We start from the raw sequence: 15,514 nt of genomic DNA on the forward strand, positions 1-15,514 counted from the left end.
TGCATAGCAAATGTAAATAATGCAGTGGAAGATCACACCGTTTTCACCGTACTGTAAGCCAAGTGTCATCTCAGCCTGCAAAATTAGACGGTTACATTCTTTCATTAATTTGTAAAATGGTTGGGTTGTAACGTATTGGCGGTTACACTTTTGCCGCTGAACATTTGAAAAAGGAAAGATGGATTGTGACCAAACTCAAACTTCTGGCACTTGGCGTGTTAATCGCATCGTCTGCTACCGTGGTGCATGCTGAAAGCAACCTGACGCTTGGCGCTGGCGTTGGTGTGGTTGAACACCCATATAAAGATTACGACGCGGATGTTTATCCGGTTCCGGTGATTAATTACGAAGGCGATAACTTCTGGTTCCGTGGTCTGGGTGGTGGGTACTACCTGTGGAACGACGCCGCCGACAAATTGTCGATCACCGCTTACTGGTCCCCGATGTATTTCAAACCGGGTGACAGCGACGATCGTCAGATGCGTCGTCTTGATAAGCGTAAGAGCACCATGATGGCGGGCTTATCATACTCTCACCATACCGAATATGGTTTCCTGCGCACCACGCTCGCCGGGGATACGCTGGACAACAGTAACGGCATCGTCTGGGATCTGGCCTGGCTGTACCGCTATACCAACGGCGGCCTGACCCTGACGCCGGGTATCGGTGTGGAGTGGAATAGTGAAAATCAGAACGACTACTACTACGGCGTGTCACGTAAAGAATCCTCACGCAGTGGTATGCGGGGTTACAACCCGGACGATAGCTGGAATCCGTACCTGGAACTGAGCGCGAACTACAACTTCCTCGGTGACTGGAGCGTTTACGGTACCGCACGCTACACCCGTCTGTCTGATGAAATTACCGACAGCCCGATGGTGGATAAATCCTGGACTGGTCTGATTTCTACCGGAATCACCTATAAGTTCTGATTGTGCGTTATCACAGTGCAATCGATAAAAGCCCGCAGCGCGGGCTTTTTTGTCACAGAGTCATTCGACCTCTTTGGCATGTCGCTTTGCTTTTTCAATAGCCTGCCTGTCAAAAATAAAGTGCTCATAGCCATCGGTGACGTTTTTGACTCTGTAGATTTTCCATCTCCTGTCTTCTTTCTTCAGATAGACGCCTAACTGATAGGTTTTGCCGTTTTCGCATCCAAGCCAAACATTAACGTATTGACTATCGTCAACGTCTTGTGCTTTGCCCACCTTCAATAAAGGGATCCAGTCGACCGAATAGTCCTGCGCGTACGTATAATAGTCAGTGTCGATGATTTCTTGTTCATAAATATGTGAAATAACATCAAGTTGAGTTAACGTTTCGCGAGAGACGTGATCATGCATTTTCTCAGGATCTGGCTTTATTTTGCCAGGGCTATTGGCAAAAACAGGTAAATAGTAGCGATAAAAATCAGCTACGCGTTTTTCGGCATCATTGTTTTCTGAAATGCAGGACGCGAGTAAATACACCATGGATACGACAAAAAAGAGGCGCATTACTGTTTCCTGTACATTTGATAAGGCGGTTTCGATGAGCGATAGCCAGGTCCTCCCCAGAAGTCCCTTTGTTTGAAGTCAGAGTACCAGTCCTGACCATCGAATATCGCCATGTGGCCAGCGGCATGTCCGCCTTTTTATGGCTGGATAACGCCAACGTCGTGTGTCGGTGCAATTTTTCTAAAGCCAGCCGCCTCCAGTATCGAGCCGTCATCTTTAGCATTATGTGTATTGGTCACAATAACTCCGCCCGCCTGAATTGCTCTACACACGTATGTTGCGCAGTTATTGGTTGGACCCGGTTCGGCGTGGTTTTTTGCCCAGTTTCCAGCATTCCTGGTATTCCATCCCATAAAGTATTATCCATAGTAAACATGTGGAATAACCAATAGACACCTTTATTAATTAGCAGGGTTAGTCATTTTGTGCCGGGTGGTATTATGGGGATGCTCCTGAAAAATATTGTCCAACATAAATTGCGCTTCCCTGGAAGTGTGAATATGCCTAAGTTTTAACTGAGCCCTGAGAGTGCAATCTGTGCATCAAAACAGGGCACTTGCGCCCTGTTTTGCATTACGGTGGTGCACAACTAAGGAGAACGTGATGACAGATAAACAGGTTGTCTTCGCTGGTGGCGTTGTTCTACCTGCGATCGGGCAGGGGACATGGTACATGGGTGAAAATGCCGGTCACCGCCGGGCGGAAGTGTCTGCACTTCGCGCGGGCGTGGATCTGGGGCTAACGCTCATCGATACCGCTGAAATGTATGCCGATGGCGGAGCGGAAGAGGTGGTCGGTGAGGCGCTCAACGGACTGCGTGAACACGTGTTCCTGGTGTCGAAGGTTTACCCATGGAACGCGGGTGGGCAAAAAGCGATTGCCGCCTGTGAGGCCAGTCTGCGTCGTCTGAAAACCGACTATCTGGATCTCTATTTATTGCACTGGTCAGGCAATTTCTCCTTCGCCGAGACGGTCAAGGCGATGGAAACCCTGATGGCTCAGGGTAAAATTCGTCGCTGGGGAGTGTCCAATCTTGACGTCGACGATATGCAGGCGCTGTGGCAGATTCCGGGCGGCAGGCAGTGTGCGACCAATCAGGTGCTGTATCATCTGGCTTCACGCGGCATTGAATACGATTTATTACCGTGGTGTCAGCAACATCAGCTTCCCGTAATGGCTTACAGCCCGTTGGCGCAGGCCGGACGTTTACGCAGCGGTTTATTGAATCATCCGGTGGTCAATGAGATTGCGCATGCGCACAATGCATCAGTTGCGCAGATCCTGCTGGCGTGGGTCATCAGTCATCACGGAGTGATGGCGATTCCAAAAGCGGCAAGTGTGGAGCATGTACAGCAAAATGCGGCGGCGCTGAGCATCACGCTTTCCGCTCAGGAACTCGCCGCACTGGATAAGGCGTATCCCGCGCCGAGAGGCAAAACGGCGCTGGATATGGTCTGATGAGGTTTTGACTCGTTGGCCGGATAAGATGCGCTGGCATCGCCATCCGGCAAACAATGCCAGATGACGACCTGTCAGGCCTGTGACATCTCAACCACAATCATGCTTAGCGCTTCGCAACGCGAATGGTTTGCGCCAGGCGAGAAGGTTTTTCTTCGGTGGCCTTCTGTGCGGCGGTGGCATACGCCGTTTCTACGCACACAAAGGTTTTATAGCCATCATCCGGCATATCGCCCATGCTCACAGACAGCGCCGGGCCAGGGTTCCAGCCGACCACGTTGAGGTGGTGATGATGTACAACGTCGATGTTACGGTTCAGTGCGGCATCGTGAATCACGCTGCAGGCTTCCGGGTTCAGATAGACACGGTCAGTACGATCCGGAAACGCCTGTACGCCATCAGTCAGGACGTCTTCTTTCGCATCATTCACTTTATCGATGAAACGATCGCCCAGGCCGCTGACTTTCACCGTCGCGATATCGCCAACGTTGAAATAGGTATGCAGCGCAGAGGTCGTTTCAAATTCACCGTGCGCTTCAAGCTCAATCTCACAGGTTTTGCCTACTTTAAAGCGCGCCAGCAGGGTGAAATCATGTGGCCACAGTTTCAGTGTCTCTTCAGTGCTTTGCAGTTCAAACGTCAGCACTGCGCCGTTGTCGTCTTCATTATGTGCTTTCAGCGTCCACGGCAGGTTACGGGCAAAGCCGTGAGAAGGCAGTCCTTGCTGTGCTGCCGGGCCAAACCATGGCCAGCAGACAGGCACGCCGCCACGCAGTGCGACACCGGTTTTAAACGGGGTATTGTTGCTGAGCCACAGAACTTCTTCCTCGCCAGCTGGTTTCCAGGAGAGCAGGTGCGCCCCCTGTAAAGCGAAAGAGGCTTTCGCCTGTGGGTGATCGACGACAATCAGTTCCAGATCGTCAAGCTGACGACGGGAGAGGACAGGGGTGAGTTGTTCAACGACAGGGAGAGCGAAAATTTTATTAATCATGATGCAATCCTTGATTCAACCGTAGCGAAAAGCCATAAAAAAAGGCGACCGAAGTCGCCTTTTTAGATCAGATTCTCATCTCAACTTATTTGGAGATGTGAGCGATCAGGTCCAGAACTTTGTTGGAATAACCAGTTTCGTTGTCGTACCAGGAAACCAGTTTCACGAAGTTGTCGTTCAGAGCGATACCTGCTTTAGCATCGAACACGGAAGTGCAAACTTCGCCGTTGAAATCGGTAGATACAACGTCGTCTTCGGTGTAACCCAGAACGCCTTTCATCGGGCCTTCGGAAGCTGCTTTGATGGCTTTCTTAATGTCTTCGTAAGAAGCCGCTTTTTCCAGACGAACGGTCAGGTCAACAACGGATACGTTCGGAGTCGGAACACGGAACGCCATACCAGTCAGTTTGCCATTCAGTTCTGGCAGTACTTTACCTACAGCTTTAGCTGCACCGGTAGAGGACGGGATGATGTTCTGAGCCGCGCCACGGCCGCCACGCCAGTCTTTGTGAGACGGGCCATCAACGGTTTTCTGAGTAGCGGTGGTTGCGTGAACAGTGGTCATCAGACCTTCGATGATGCCGAAGTTGTCGTTGATGACTTTAGCCAGCGGAGCCAGGCAGTTGGTGGTGCAGGATGCGTTGGAAACGATGTCCTGGCCAGCATATTTGTCAAAGTTAGCGCCTTTAACAAACATCGGAGTGTTATCTTTGGACGGACCAGTCAGTACGACTTTTTTCGCGCCAGCAGTGATGTGCTTACGAGCAGTCTCGTCGGTCAGGAAGATACCGGTCGCTTCAGCTACTACGTCAACACCAACTTCGTCCCATTTCAGGTTAGCCGGATCGCGTTCAGCGGTAACACGGATTTTTTTACCGTTAACGATCAGATGACCGTCTTTCACTTCAACGGTACCGTCGAAACGGCCGTGAGTGGAGTCATATTTCAGCATGTAAGCCATGTAATCAGCGTCTAACAGGTCGTTGATTGCAACGATCTCGATGTCAGAACGTTTCTGAGCAGCACGGAAAACAATGCGACCGATACGGCCAAAACCGTTGATACCTACTTTGATAGTCATATATTCCACCAGCTATTTGTTAGTGAATAAAAGGTTGCCTGTAAAATTACAAAAACCTTACGCAGCGTCAAGCGGAATCGTGTCAATCATTGCGACAAATCAATCCTCTGTACAAGCTTTGCACGGCTGACTCGCCTCACTCTTCCATTGGGCTTGAAACCACATGGGGGCGGCGCCCCGAATTTTAAAGGGCAACCGAGATAAAAATGTGATTCGCATCACGATTCACAAGCTGCCATTTCGCAAGGATCAAGTTTAGAACAAAAGTCTGCACTCAGGTGTTAATGTTTTGTTAGAATCTGTCGCGCAATGTCAGCGTCATGAAAAGTGAGATGTGAGCAAAATGGCGAACAAACCTTCTGCAGAAGATCTGAAAAAAAACCTGTCTGAAATGCAGTTCTACGTGACGCAGAATCACGGTACAGAACCGCCGTTTACCGGGCAGTTACTGCATAACAAACGTGACGGCGTCTATCATTGTTTGATCTGCGATGCGCCGCTATTTACCTCCCAGTCCAAATACGATTCCGGCTGTGGCTGGCCGAGCTTCTACGAGCCGGTAAGTGAAGAGTCGATTCGTTACATCAAGGACTTTTCACACGGTATGCAACGCATTGAAATTCGCTGTGGAAACTGCGATGCGCACCTGGGGCATGTCTTCCCCGATGGTCCGCAACCCACCGGCGAACGTTACTGTGTCAATTCAGCTTCTCTGAGCTTCATCGACGACGAAAACGGTGCCCAGACGAAAGGTTGAAAAAACGATTCAGCAAATTATTCCATAGGAGCGGACTTATCATGAATCTTGATGAGATAATTAACAGCATGACGCCGGAAGTGTATCAGCGTTTATCCACCGCCGTTGAACTGGGAAAATGGCCGGACGGCGTCGCGCTGACCCCGGAGCAAAAAGATAATAGTCTGCAACTGGTGATGCTCTGGCAGGCGCGCCACAATACGGATGCGCAACATATGACGATCGACACCAATGGGCAGATGGTGATGAAGAGCAAACAGCAGCTGAAAGTGGATTTCGGCATCATGCCAGAACCGATTGCGACGTTCAAATCCTGATAGCGCACCGTGGAAGCCCGGCATTCTGTCGCTCTGCCGGGCTAACGCGGCGGATTATTTTTTATTCAGCATGGCTTTCAGGTCTGCGAAAGGGTTGTACGTGGCTTCGCCGACGCTCTTTTGCGCATCCTCGCCCGCTACAACCGTGGAACCATACTGGTCGGCTTCCGTATATTTGGAATGCTCATGATCGTGGCAGTACAGGCACAACATTTCCCAGTTGCTGCCATCTTCCGGGTTATTGGAATGATCGTGATCGATATGGTGCACCGTCAGTTCGCGAAGGTTTGAGTAAACAAACTCGCGGGAGCATCGGCCGCAGACCCACGGGAAAAGTTTCAGCGCCTTTTCCCGGTAACCTACTTCCAGACGGGCGTAATTTTTAGGGATAAAAGCCATACAATCCCATGCCTCCAGTTGAAAATGAAACGATGCGTCAAACGCTGACGCAACGGGTTGGGGCCATCATAACCGATCCCGTTTCGTGTGACACACTTCATCCCACCGCTTACGAAAAAAATGCCCCATGCGGACATGCAGGGCATTTTTAATCATGAACGGGGCTTAGTGCGCAATGCTTAAGGATTCCGCCAGTTGTTTTGCAAGCTGGTTATGGTCGTCCGCGCCGTATTCCCAGAACATCGCGCCCGCCAGTCCGCGCTTCTTGATGTAATCTGCTTTGATTGCCACCGAGCGGGGATTCTCATACGAGAGGGCAAACAGCCGCTTACCGTCAGCAGACTGAACGGACAGCCATGGCACTTTTGCCTGATCGTCCCAGTGCTCGGTAAACCGTTTCTGCGGATCGTTAAGAAACGTTTTGACGATGTCGTGGTATTTCACGTAGGTGTCCTTGGTCAAATCGACACCCAGTGATTTAAACAACGCGATTTCCTGCTCGCCAAAGTAGGGTTGCGTGACGGGATTTTTTTGCGCGTCCGGTTTTGTCCAGTCAATTCCGGGCTCGACAGAACGTTTGGGAACACGGCCATAAAAACCGATCCCCAGATTCATCTGCCGGGGCTTCAGTCCGGCGGCGAGGTAGTTGTTGACCACAAAGTCGACGCTGTATTTATCGGCCGCCGCGACGGTTGGCCAGTCTTTAGAATCATACAGGTTGGCGTTGAAATACTGCGTTCCGTAAGCCATGTCATAGGTCATCAGATTGATGTAGTCGAGCAGCGGTGCAATCGCTTTTACGTCCACCCAGCTTTTTGGACTTTCCGCATTCGCCCCGACGGCAATGGTCACCAGTTTCTGATTGCCGACTGCCTGACGCAGTTCTTTCAGCAGCAGCGTGAAGTTCTCGCGGTCGGCTGGCTGACTGGCGACCAGTCCCCAGGCGCCGTTAACCGGATATTCCCAGTCCAGATCGATACCGTCGAGGCCGTATTTCTGCATGATCTCCAGCGCAGACTGAATAAACACCGCACGCGTTTCCGGTGTTGCGGCAGCGCCTGAGAATCCGCGTGCGCCCCAGCCGCCAACAGAAAGCAGGACTTTCAACTGTGGGTTCTGTTTACGCAGTATCGGGATCAGGGCAAGGTCAGACTCCACTTTTGGCGATAGCCAGATCTGATGCAATTTCGTCGTATCTTTCAGCGCGGCGTTGGTTTCGTCTTTCTCAGCGTTGTAAATCAGGCCGAATGAGTAGTTCAGGTGGGTAATCTGGCGGACATCCAGGGTGTTGATATCGCCACCGGGTCCGGCGGTGACATCTCCGCCGCCATTGAAGTAGCCGACGGACATCATAGAACTGGCGGACGCGACAGATGCGCAAAGCAAGGGTAATGCTGCCAACAAAGGCAAACGTTTCATGGCTAATCCTCTTTGACATTAAAAAATCAAAAGCAAACACGCCACGGAAATGGCGTGGCGAAAAAACAGCCATCAAAGCGTAGCACCTGCGCAGCGTCACTGCTGGTTTCGGTTTATTTTATGTGACGGAAGGGAAAAGATTTTTCGCCGGATGACAAGGCAGGTCGTCATCCGGCGAGAGGTTTAGCGCTGAGTTTCTTCCCAGTCAGCGAGGGTATACAACGTAGCGCCTGCTGCTGCCATCTCCATAAAGGCATGGGCACTGTCCTGTGGCTGAATGTTCACGCCGCGACAGCCATCGGTAATGACATTCACCGTATAGCCCAGTTGCAGCGCATCCAGCACCGTAAACCTGACACAATAGTCGGTGGCCAGCCCCATGACGATCAGTTCATGCACGTCATGCTGGCGAAGCCACGCGTCGAGTCCGGTTGTCTGCCGACGTCCGTTATCAAAAAAAGCGCTGTAGCTGTCGACCAGCGGATTCTCGCCCTTATGAAAAACGGCCTCTATTGCCTTGCGGTTCAGCAACGGATGAAACGCCGCGCCGTCCGTATTCTGCACGCAGTGATCGGGCCAGAAGGTTTGCGGCAAGCCGTCGAGTTGACCCTGGCTGTAAGGTTCTGCCCGATGCTGACTGGCGAAGCTCCCGTGGTTCGCAGGGTGCCAGTCCTGGCTTGCGAGGACCGCATCACCGCGGGTCAGGCACCCTGCAATCAGCTGGTTTGCGATATCAACGGTGCTGTCGCCCTCCGGGACCGCCAGCGCGCCGCCGGCGCAGAAATCGTTTTGTAAATCGACCAGTAACAGCGCACGGTGTGTCATTCGATCCTCCTTAGTCGTCCGGCGTGAGTTCGCCACGCAGGTTTTGCGTCATCGCCTCGCGAATCGCATCCGTATCCAGCCCTTTGCTGAGCAGATAATGCAGTTTGGTCAGGGTTGCTTCAACGGTCATATCCGCACCGCCAACGACGCCAGCATGCGCCAGGGCATTGCCGGTGGCATAGCCGCCCATGTTCACTTTCCCCGACATGCACTGCGTGAGGTTCACAACCACGATGCCGCGCTCGCTGGCTTCGCTAAGTTCTTTCAGGAACTCTTTATTTTGCGGCGCATTGCCGACGCCGTAGGAACGCAGAATCAGCGCTTTTACCGGCTGGCGCAGGAAGTTGCGCACCACATCGGCGGAGATCCCCGGATAAATGGTGACGACCCCAATGGGTTGTGGCGTGATCGGGTGAACAATCAGCTCGCCTTCACTACGGGGAGCCAGCGGCGTCCCCAGACGGCGGATGTGGATACCCGCTTCCAGCAGCGGCTGGAGGTTAGGGGAGGCGAAAGCGTCAAAACCGTCGGCATGCGCTTTTGTCGTGCGGTTGCCGCGAAACAGACGGTTGTTAAAAAACAGCGTGACTTCGTTGATCGGATAATTTGCCGCGACGTAAAGCGCGTTGAGAAGATTGATTTGTCCGTCAGAACGCAGCTCCGCCAGCGGGATTTGTGACCCTGTCACAATCACCGGTTTACCTAAATTCTCCAGCATGAACGAGAGCGCAGAGGCGGTAAACGCCATGGTGTCGGTACCATGTAGGATCACAAAACCATCGTACTCATCGTAATGGGTTTTGATGTCATCGGCGATATGCTGCCAGTCTTCCGGCGTCATATCTGACGAATCCATCAGCGGGGCATATTCATGAATGGTGAAGTCGGGCATTTCAGGACGATGGAATTCAGGCATCAGCGCCAGCTGGCGCTGAAGGTGTCCGGAGACCGGAATGTAACCCTGTTCGGAGCGCTGCATACCAATGGTCCCGCCGGTATAGGCAACGTAAATCGATTTCTTCTGCATGCTAGTATCTTGTCGCTCAGAGAAAAGCCCTCTTCGCAGGAAGAGGGCGTGAGGATTAACGCACGTTCGCGCAGGTCAGACAGAACGCATAACGGTTTTGCGGATCGTTGAACGCGGCGAGCTTATCGCCTTCCGCTTTGACCGTACTGGCCGCTGAGGCCAGCGGCGCAGGGAGCATCGCCTGAATCGCTTGTGGCAGCATGGCGCGGACAGAACCTGACATACCGTCCATGATCATATCAAAGAAGGTTGGCTCATCCTGATAATAGTCGATATGCCACTCTTTGAGTTTCGCCAGTTCAGCCGCTTTAGCCACCGCATCATCGAAGTCACCCAGGCTGTCGACCAGGCCGTTCGCTTTGGCGTCCTGACCCGTCCAGACGTGGCCCTGCGCGATTTTATCAATCTGCTCAGGTGTGGATTTACGTGCCTGCGCGACCAGAGTGATAAAGCGCTTATAGCCATTCTCAATGCTCAACTGCATCATCTGCTGCGCTTCAGGCGGCAGGGCTTTAGTCAGCGAAATATCGGCCAGCGGTGACGTGGCAACGCCGTCGGTGTGTACGCCGATTGAGTCAAGGCTGTTCTCAACGGTATTAATCACGCCGAAGATACCAATCGAACCGGTCAGCGTGCTCGGGTTAGCCACAATGTAACTGGCAGGCGTAGAGATCCAGTAGCCGCCAGAGGCGGCCATTCCGCCCATCGATACGACCACCGGTTTACCGGCAGCACGTGCAGCGGCCAGTTCCGAACGAATCACTTCCGACGCCGTCACGCTACCGCCAGGGCTGTTGACGCGCAGAACGATGGCTTTCACTTTCGGATCCAGGCGCGCATCACGAATTTGTGCAGCGGTGGTATCTCCGCCGACATTCCCCGGTGTTTCTTCACCATCCATGATGGCTCCGTTGGCAAAGACCACGCCGATGGCGCTGCCCGTATCCGCAGGCGGATTAAGCGTGTAATCGTAGTAGCTGATCGCGCGATAGTTATTCTCTGCCTTACTCCAGCCAAACTCTTTCGTCAGCGCTTTTTCCACTTCGGCACTGGAAAGCAGGGCGTCGACCAGTTTGCTGTCGAGCGCATACTTCGCCGTATCGCCATCGGCTTTCGTCAGCGCATCAAGTACGCCCTGAGCGCCAGGGAAGACCTGCTCTGCCGGGATTTGACGGTTGGCGGCAATGGTATTCAGGTAGTTCTGCCACAGTTCGCCAATCCAGCGGCTGTCTGCTTCCCGCGCCGCAGGCGACATGTCGTCACGAATAAACGGCTCGACGGCAGATTTATATGTGCCCACGCGGAACACATGCGTCGACACTTTCAGCTTATCCAGCAGGGACTTGTAATACAGTCCGTTAGTGGCAAAACCGTGGATATCAACGGAACCCTGCGGCGAAAGCCAGATTTTATTGGCGAAGCTGGCAAGGTAATACTGACCCTGACTAAAATTATCGCCAACGGCATAGACTGGCTTACCGCTGTCGCGGAATTCACGCAGCGCTTTACCGATATACTGCATTGACGGCTGATCGGCACCGGCGAAGTTTTTCAGGTCCATCACAATACCGGTGATATTGCGATCGTCTTTGGCCTGACGAATGGTATTGACGATATCGAACAGGGAGTTTTCCTGTAAGCGGTCGGAACTGGCACCGAGCAGTTGACGGCTAAGAGCGCCAAGACGACTGGTACTGGACGGCTTATCGACGATCACCCCGGAAATATCTAACATCAGGGCACCGCGACCGACTTTATCGCTGGTGTTATTGCTGCTGACCTGCATCCAGATCCCGACACCCACCAGGACAAGGAAGATAAAGAACAGGTTAAGCACCATCTCGCGGACAAAATTAAGCAGTCGCCACGTCCATTTAAAAAAACCGGCAATGAATCGCCACAGGGTTCGCATGTATTCTCCCTACCGTTACCAATACTACACCTGAGTCAGGTGTATGAGATGTGGCTATCCTAATGACCCTGCCGTCTCTTGTCAGCAGGAATCACTGTCGGCGCTGTAACAAAATCTGCTCTCGTGTTAATTTTGTGAATATTCACCCTGACAGGAGTTAACCAAATGGATGCACTTGAATTACTTGTTAACCGCCGTAGCGCTTCTCGCCTGGCCGAGCCTGCACCTGCCGGTGAGCAACTGCAAAATATTCTCCGTGCGGGCATGCGCGCGCCGGATCATAAGACCCTGCAACCGTGGCACTTCTTCGTTATCGAAGGCGAGGGGCGCGAACGCTTCAGCGCGGTGCTGGAAAAGGGGGCGATTGCCGCCGGAAGTGATGAAAAAGGGATCGAAAAAGCGCGTAGCGCTCCGTTTCGCGCGCCTCTTATCATCACCGTGGTCGCAAAATGTGATGAAAATCATAAGGTCCCTGTCTGGGAGCAGGAGATGTCCGCAGGCTGCGCGGTGATGGCGATGCAAATGGCGGCTATCGCACAGGGCTTCGGCGGGATCTGGCGTAGCGGAGCCTTAACCGACAGTCCGGTGGTGCGCGACGCGTTTGACTGTCGCCCACAGGATAAAATTGTCGGATTTCTTTATCTCGGCACACCGCAACTGAAAGCCTCCACCACCATTAGCGTGCCGGATACCGCACCTTTCGTGACGAAATTTTAGTTAATCAGGCAAAACTGTCTGGATTCTGAGCAAAGACGCCGGAATTCGGACACTCTCTCTTATCACGTCATGGAATGAGCGCTACCATAGCCCGATTGCAATGACAGGAGATGTCCATGAGCGAGCATGCTATTCGTTTAACACAGTACAGCCACGGAGCGGGTTGCGGTTGTAAAATTTCCCCGAAAGTGCTGGAAACCATCCTGCACAGCGAGCAGGCGAAGTTTGTCGACCCGAACCTGCTTGTGGGAAATGAAACCCGTGACGACGCGGCGGTGTACGATCTGGGCAATGGTACCAGCGTCATCAGTACCACCGACTTCTTTATGCCGATTGTCGATAATCCGTTTGATTTTGGCCGCATTGCGGCGACCAACGCCATCAGCGATATTTTCGCGATGGGCGGCAAACCGATTATGGCGATCGCGATCCTGGGCTGGCCTATCAGCAAGCTGTCGCCGGAAATCGCCCGTGAGGTGACTGAAGGCGGACGCTTTGCCTGTCGTCAGGCGGGCATTGCGCTGGCGGGCGGCCACTCGATTGACGCGCCGGAGCCGATCTTCGGTCTGGCCGTCACCGGCATTGTTCCCACTGAGCGGGTGAAGAAAAACAGCACCGCCGAGGCCGGTTGCAAACTGTTCCTGACCAAACCGCTAGGCATTGGCGTGTTGACTACTGCAGAGAAAAAGTCGCTGCTAAAACCTGAACATCAGGGGCTGGCGACGGAAGTCATGTGTCGCATGAACATTGCTGGAGCGTCATTTGCCAACATTGACGGCGTGAAAGCGATGACCGATGTCACCGGCTTTGGTCTGCTGGGCCACCTCAGCGAGATGTGCCAGGGTGCAGGCGTCCAGGCGCAGATCCGCTATCAGGACATCCCTAAACTGCCGGGCGTCGAAGAGTACATCCGCCTGGGGGCTGTGCCGGGTGGCACCGAGCGTAACTTTGCCAGCTACGGCCACCTGATGGGGGAAATGCCGCAGGCGGTGCGCTCCCTGCTGTGCGATCCGCAAACCTCCGGCGGTCTGCTGCTGGCGGTAACGCCAGAGGCCGAAGAAGAAGTGAAAGCCACCGCCGCAGAGTTTGGCATTGACCTGACGGCGATTGGTGAGCTGGTTGAAGCCCGTGGCGGTCGCGCCATGGTTGAGATCCGTTAACCCAATGCGGTTGTTTATTGCCGAAAAGCCGAGTCTGGCGCGCGCCATTGCTGATGTGTTGCCTAAACCGCACCGTAAGGGCGATGGCTTTATTGAATGCGGTAACGGCCAGGTGGTGACCTGGTGTATTGGTCACCTGCTTGAACAGGCGCAGCCTGATGTCTATGACAGTCGTTATGCGCGCTGGAACCTGGCCGATCTGCCGATCGTGCCGGAAAAGTGGCAATTGCAGCCGCGTCCTTCCGTGACCAAACAGCTCAACGTGATTAAGCGTTTTCTGCATGAGGCCAGTGAGGTTATCCATGCGGGAGACCCGGATCGCGAGGGGCAACTGCTGGTGGACGAGGTGCTGGATTACCTGCAACTGGCACCGGAAAAGCGTCAGCAGGTGCAGCGCTGTCTGATTAACGATCTCAACCCACAGGCCGTTGAACGTGCGATTGAACGTCTGCGCTCAAACAGCGAATTTGTGCCGTTATGCGTGTCGGCGCTGGCCCGTGCCCGCGCGGACTGGCTGTACGGCATCAACATGACCCGTGCGTATACCATTCTCGGGCGTAACGCCGGTTATCAGGGGGTGCTCTCCGTCGGGCGCGTACAAACGCCGGTACTCGGGCTGGTTGTCCGACGCGATGAAGAGATCGAAAACTTCGTTGCCAAAGATTTTTTTGAAGTGAAAGCACATATCGTGACCCCTGCGGAGGAACGCTTCACCGCGATCTGGCAGCCGAGCGAAGCGTGCGAACCGTATCAGGACGAAGAGGGACGATTGTTACACCGTCCGCTGGCGGAGCATGTGGTCAACCGCATCAACGGCCAACCGGCGATAGTCACCAGCTATAACGATAAACGGGAATCAGAATCTGCGCCGTTGCCGTTCTCGCTGTCAGCTTTACAGATTGAAGCGGCGAAACGCTTTGGCCTGAGCGCGCAGAACGTGCTCGACATCTGCCAGAAGCTGTATGAAACCCACAAGCTGATTACCTATCCGCGTTCTGACTGTCGCTATCTGCCGGAAGAGCACTTCGCTGGACGGCATGCGGTAATGAACGCCATCGGCGTGCATGCGCCGGATCTGCTGCCGCAACCGGCGGTAAATCCCGATACCCGTAATCGCTGCTGGGATGATAAAAAGGTTGATGCTCACCACGCCATTATTCCTACTGCGCGCAGCAACAGTATCACTCTGACGGACAATGAAGCGAAGGTGTATAACCTGGTAGCCCGTCAATACCTGATGCAATTTTGCCCGGATGCGGTATTCCGTAAATGCGTGATTGAACTGGATATTGCGAAGGGTAAATTCGTCGCTAAGGCCCGATTCCTTGCCGAAGCGGGCTGGCGAACGCTGCTGGGCAGTAAAGAGCGGGATGAAGAGAACGACGGTACGCCGCTGCCGGTGGTGGCGAAAGACGATGAACTGCTGTGTGAAAAGGGCGAAGTGGTTGAACGTCAGACCCAGCCGCCACGCCATTTTACCGATGCCACGCTGCTGTCGGCGATGACCGGGATTGCGCGCTTCGTGCAGGATAAAGATCTGAAAAAGATCCTCCGTGCAACGGACGGGCTGGGCACCGAGGCCACCCGCGCCGGGATCATCGAACTGCTGTTTAAGCGCGGTTTTCTGGTCAAAAAAGGGCGCTATATCCACTCAACCGATGCCGGGAAAGCGCTGTTCCACTCGCTGCCGGAGATGGCGACCCGTCCGGACATGACTGCCCACTGGGAGTCAATTCTGACGCAAATCAGCGAAAAGCAGTGCCGCTATCAGGATTTCATGCAGCCGCTGGTGGGCACGCTGTATCAATTGATCGATCAGGCGCGCAGTACGCCGGTGCGTCGCTTCCGTGGCATTGTCGCGCCTGGTGGTGATGGTGGAGAGAAGAAGAAGAGCGCGCCTCGTAAACGTGCGGCGAAAAAAAGCCCGCCATCAGCAGAGGCGGGCCTGTAATTCG

15 protein-coding genes and 1 pseudogene are annotated in these 15,514 nt (G+C 53.6%); 7 read left to right on the top strand and 9 right to left on the bottom strand.

Going from position 1 to position 15,514, the window contains the following annotated elements; genetic code table 11:
* Window positions 1–185: 185 nt before the first annotated feature.
* On the top strand, window positions 186–932 hold the full coding sequence (locus tag ACQ0PY_RS10450) for a MipA/OmpV family protein (RefSeq protein ID WP_043000925.1): 747 nt from the start codon (window positions 186–188) through the stop codon (window positions 930–932).
* A 60-nt stretch (window positions 933–992) separates the two neighbouring features.
* On the opposite strand, the gene ACQ0PY_RS10455 is transcribed toward ACQ0PY_RS10450, so the two are convergent.
* A complete protein-coding gene (locus tag ACQ0PY_RS10455; protein WP_044265499.1) occupies window positions 993–1,496 on the bottom strand; it encodes a YqhG/Tai3 family protein in 504 nt (167 codons plus the stop codon).
* A pseudogene (locus ACQ0PY_RS10460) lies at window positions 1,496–1,849 on the bottom strand (hypothetical protein). Before ACQ0PY_RS10460 ends, ACQ0PY_RS10455 begins: the two are co-directional and overlap by 1 nt.
* Before the next feature lie 250 nt (window positions 1,850–2,099).
* Between ACQ0PY_RS10460 and ACQ0PY_RS10465 the strand changes: the two are divergent.
* On the top strand, window positions 2,100–2,954 hold the full coding sequence (locus tag ACQ0PY_RS10465) for an aldo/keto reductase (protein ID WP_044265497.1): 855 nt from the start codon (window positions 2,100–2,102) through the stop codon (window positions 2,952–2,954).
* A gap of 106 nt (window positions 2,955–3,060) precedes the next feature.
* On the opposite strand, the gene ACQ0PY_RS10470 is transcribed toward ACQ0PY_RS10465, so the two are convergent.
* Window positions 3,061–3,945, bottom strand: a complete 885-nt coding sequence (locus tag ACQ0PY_RS10470; RefSeq protein WP_109740184.1) for a D-hexose-6-phosphate mutarotase — start codon at window positions 3,943–3,945, stop codon at window positions 3,061–3,063.
* 85 nt (window positions 3,946–4,030) lie between these two features.
* On the bottom strand, window positions 4,031–5,026 hold the full coding sequence (gapA, locus tag ACQ0PY_RS10475; protein WP_043000921.1) for a glyceraldehyde-3-phosphate dehydrogenase: 996 nt from the start codon (window positions 5,024–5,026) through the stop codon (window positions 4,031–4,033).
* Between the two features lie 343 nt (window positions 5,027–5,369).
* On the opposite strand from gapA, the gene msrB reads away from it, so the two are divergent.
* Both msrB and ACQ0PY_RS10485 read left to right on the top strand, forming a co-directional pair.
* Complete coding sequence (gene msrB / locus ACQ0PY_RS10480) at window positions 5,370–5,783, top strand: peptide-methionine (R)-S-oxide reductase MsrB (protein WP_043000920.1); 414 nt, start codon at window positions 5,370–5,372, stop codon at window positions 5,781–5,783.
* Between the two features lie 41 nt (window positions 5,784–5,824).
* A complete protein-coding gene (locus ACQ0PY_RS10485) occupies window positions 5,825–6,100 on the top strand; it encodes a YeaC family protein (protein WP_109740185.1) in 276 nt (91 codons plus the stop codon).
* A 54-nt stretch (window positions 6,101–6,154) separates the two neighbouring features.
* Here ACQ0PY_RS10485 and yajD read toward each other — a convergent pair whose 3' ends face one another.
* The 5 genes from yajD to sppA all read right to left on the bottom strand — a co-directional run bounded on the left by yajD (window position 6,155) and on the right by sppA (window position 11,682).
* Window positions 6,155–6,499: an HNH nuclease YajD gene (yajD, locus tag ACQ0PY_RS10490; RefSeq protein ID WP_042319478.1), complete on the bottom strand. Its 345-nt coding sequence runs from the start codon at window positions 6,497–6,499 to the stop codon at window positions 6,155–6,157.
* A gap of 165 nt (window positions 6,500–6,664) precedes the next feature.
* The gene (gene chiD, locus ACQ0PY_RS10495; protein ID WP_043000918.1) at window positions 6,665–7,918 is read right to left on the bottom strand and encodes a chitinase ChiD; all 1,254 of its coding nucleotides are present in this window, start codon (window positions 7,916–7,918) and stop codon (window positions 6,665–6,667) included.
* Between the two features lie 183 nt (window positions 7,919–8,101).
* Window positions 8,102–8,743, bottom strand: a complete 642-nt coding sequence (gene pncA, locus ACQ0PY_RS10500; RefSeq protein ID WP_109740186.1) for a bifunctional nicotinamidase/pyrazinamidase — start codon at window positions 8,741–8,743, stop codon at window positions 8,102–8,104.
* A 10-nt stretch (window positions 8,744–8,753) separates the two neighbouring features.
* A complete protein-coding gene (gene ansA, locus ACQ0PY_RS10505) occupies window positions 8,754–9,770 on the bottom strand; it encodes an asparaginase (RefSeq protein ID WP_043000916.1) in 1,017 nt (338 codons plus the stop codon).
* A 55-nt stretch (window positions 9,771–9,825) separates the two neighbouring features.
* Window positions 9,826–11,682: a signal peptide peptidase SppA gene (gene sppA, locus ACQ0PY_RS10510; RefSeq protein ID WP_099434083.1), complete on the bottom strand. Its 1,857-nt coding sequence runs from the start codon at window positions 11,680–11,682 to the stop codon at window positions 9,826–9,828.
* 165 nt (window positions 11,683–11,847) lie between these two features.
* On the opposite strand from sppA, the gene ACQ0PY_RS10515 reads away from it, so the two are divergent.
* The 3 genes from ACQ0PY_RS10515 to topB all read left to right on the top strand — a co-directional run bounded on the left by ACQ0PY_RS10515 (window position 11,848) and on the right by topB (window position 15,510).
* Complete coding sequence (locus ACQ0PY_RS10515) at window positions 11,848–12,399, top strand: NAD(P)H nitroreductase (RefSeq protein WP_043000914.1); 552 nt, start codon at window positions 11,848–11,850, stop codon at window positions 12,397–12,399.
* Between the two features lie 116 nt (window positions 12,400–12,515).
* Window positions 12,516–13,559: a selenide, water dikinase SelD gene (gene selD / locus ACQ0PY_RS10520; protein ID WP_043000913.1), complete on the top strand. Its 1,044-nt coding sequence runs from the start codon at window positions 12,516–12,518 to the stop codon at window positions 13,557–13,559.
* 4 nt (window positions 13,560–13,563) lie between these two features.
* On the top strand, window positions 13,564–15,510 hold the full coding sequence (gene topB, locus ACQ0PY_RS10525; protein ID WP_043000912.1) for a DNA topoisomerase III: 1,947 nt from the start codon (window positions 13,564–13,566) through the stop codon (window positions 15,508–15,510).
* Window positions 15,511–15,514 lie beyond the last annotated feature (4 nt).

The sequence above is a fragment of the Citrobacter sp. LST-B2 genome (genome assembly GCF_057983045.1).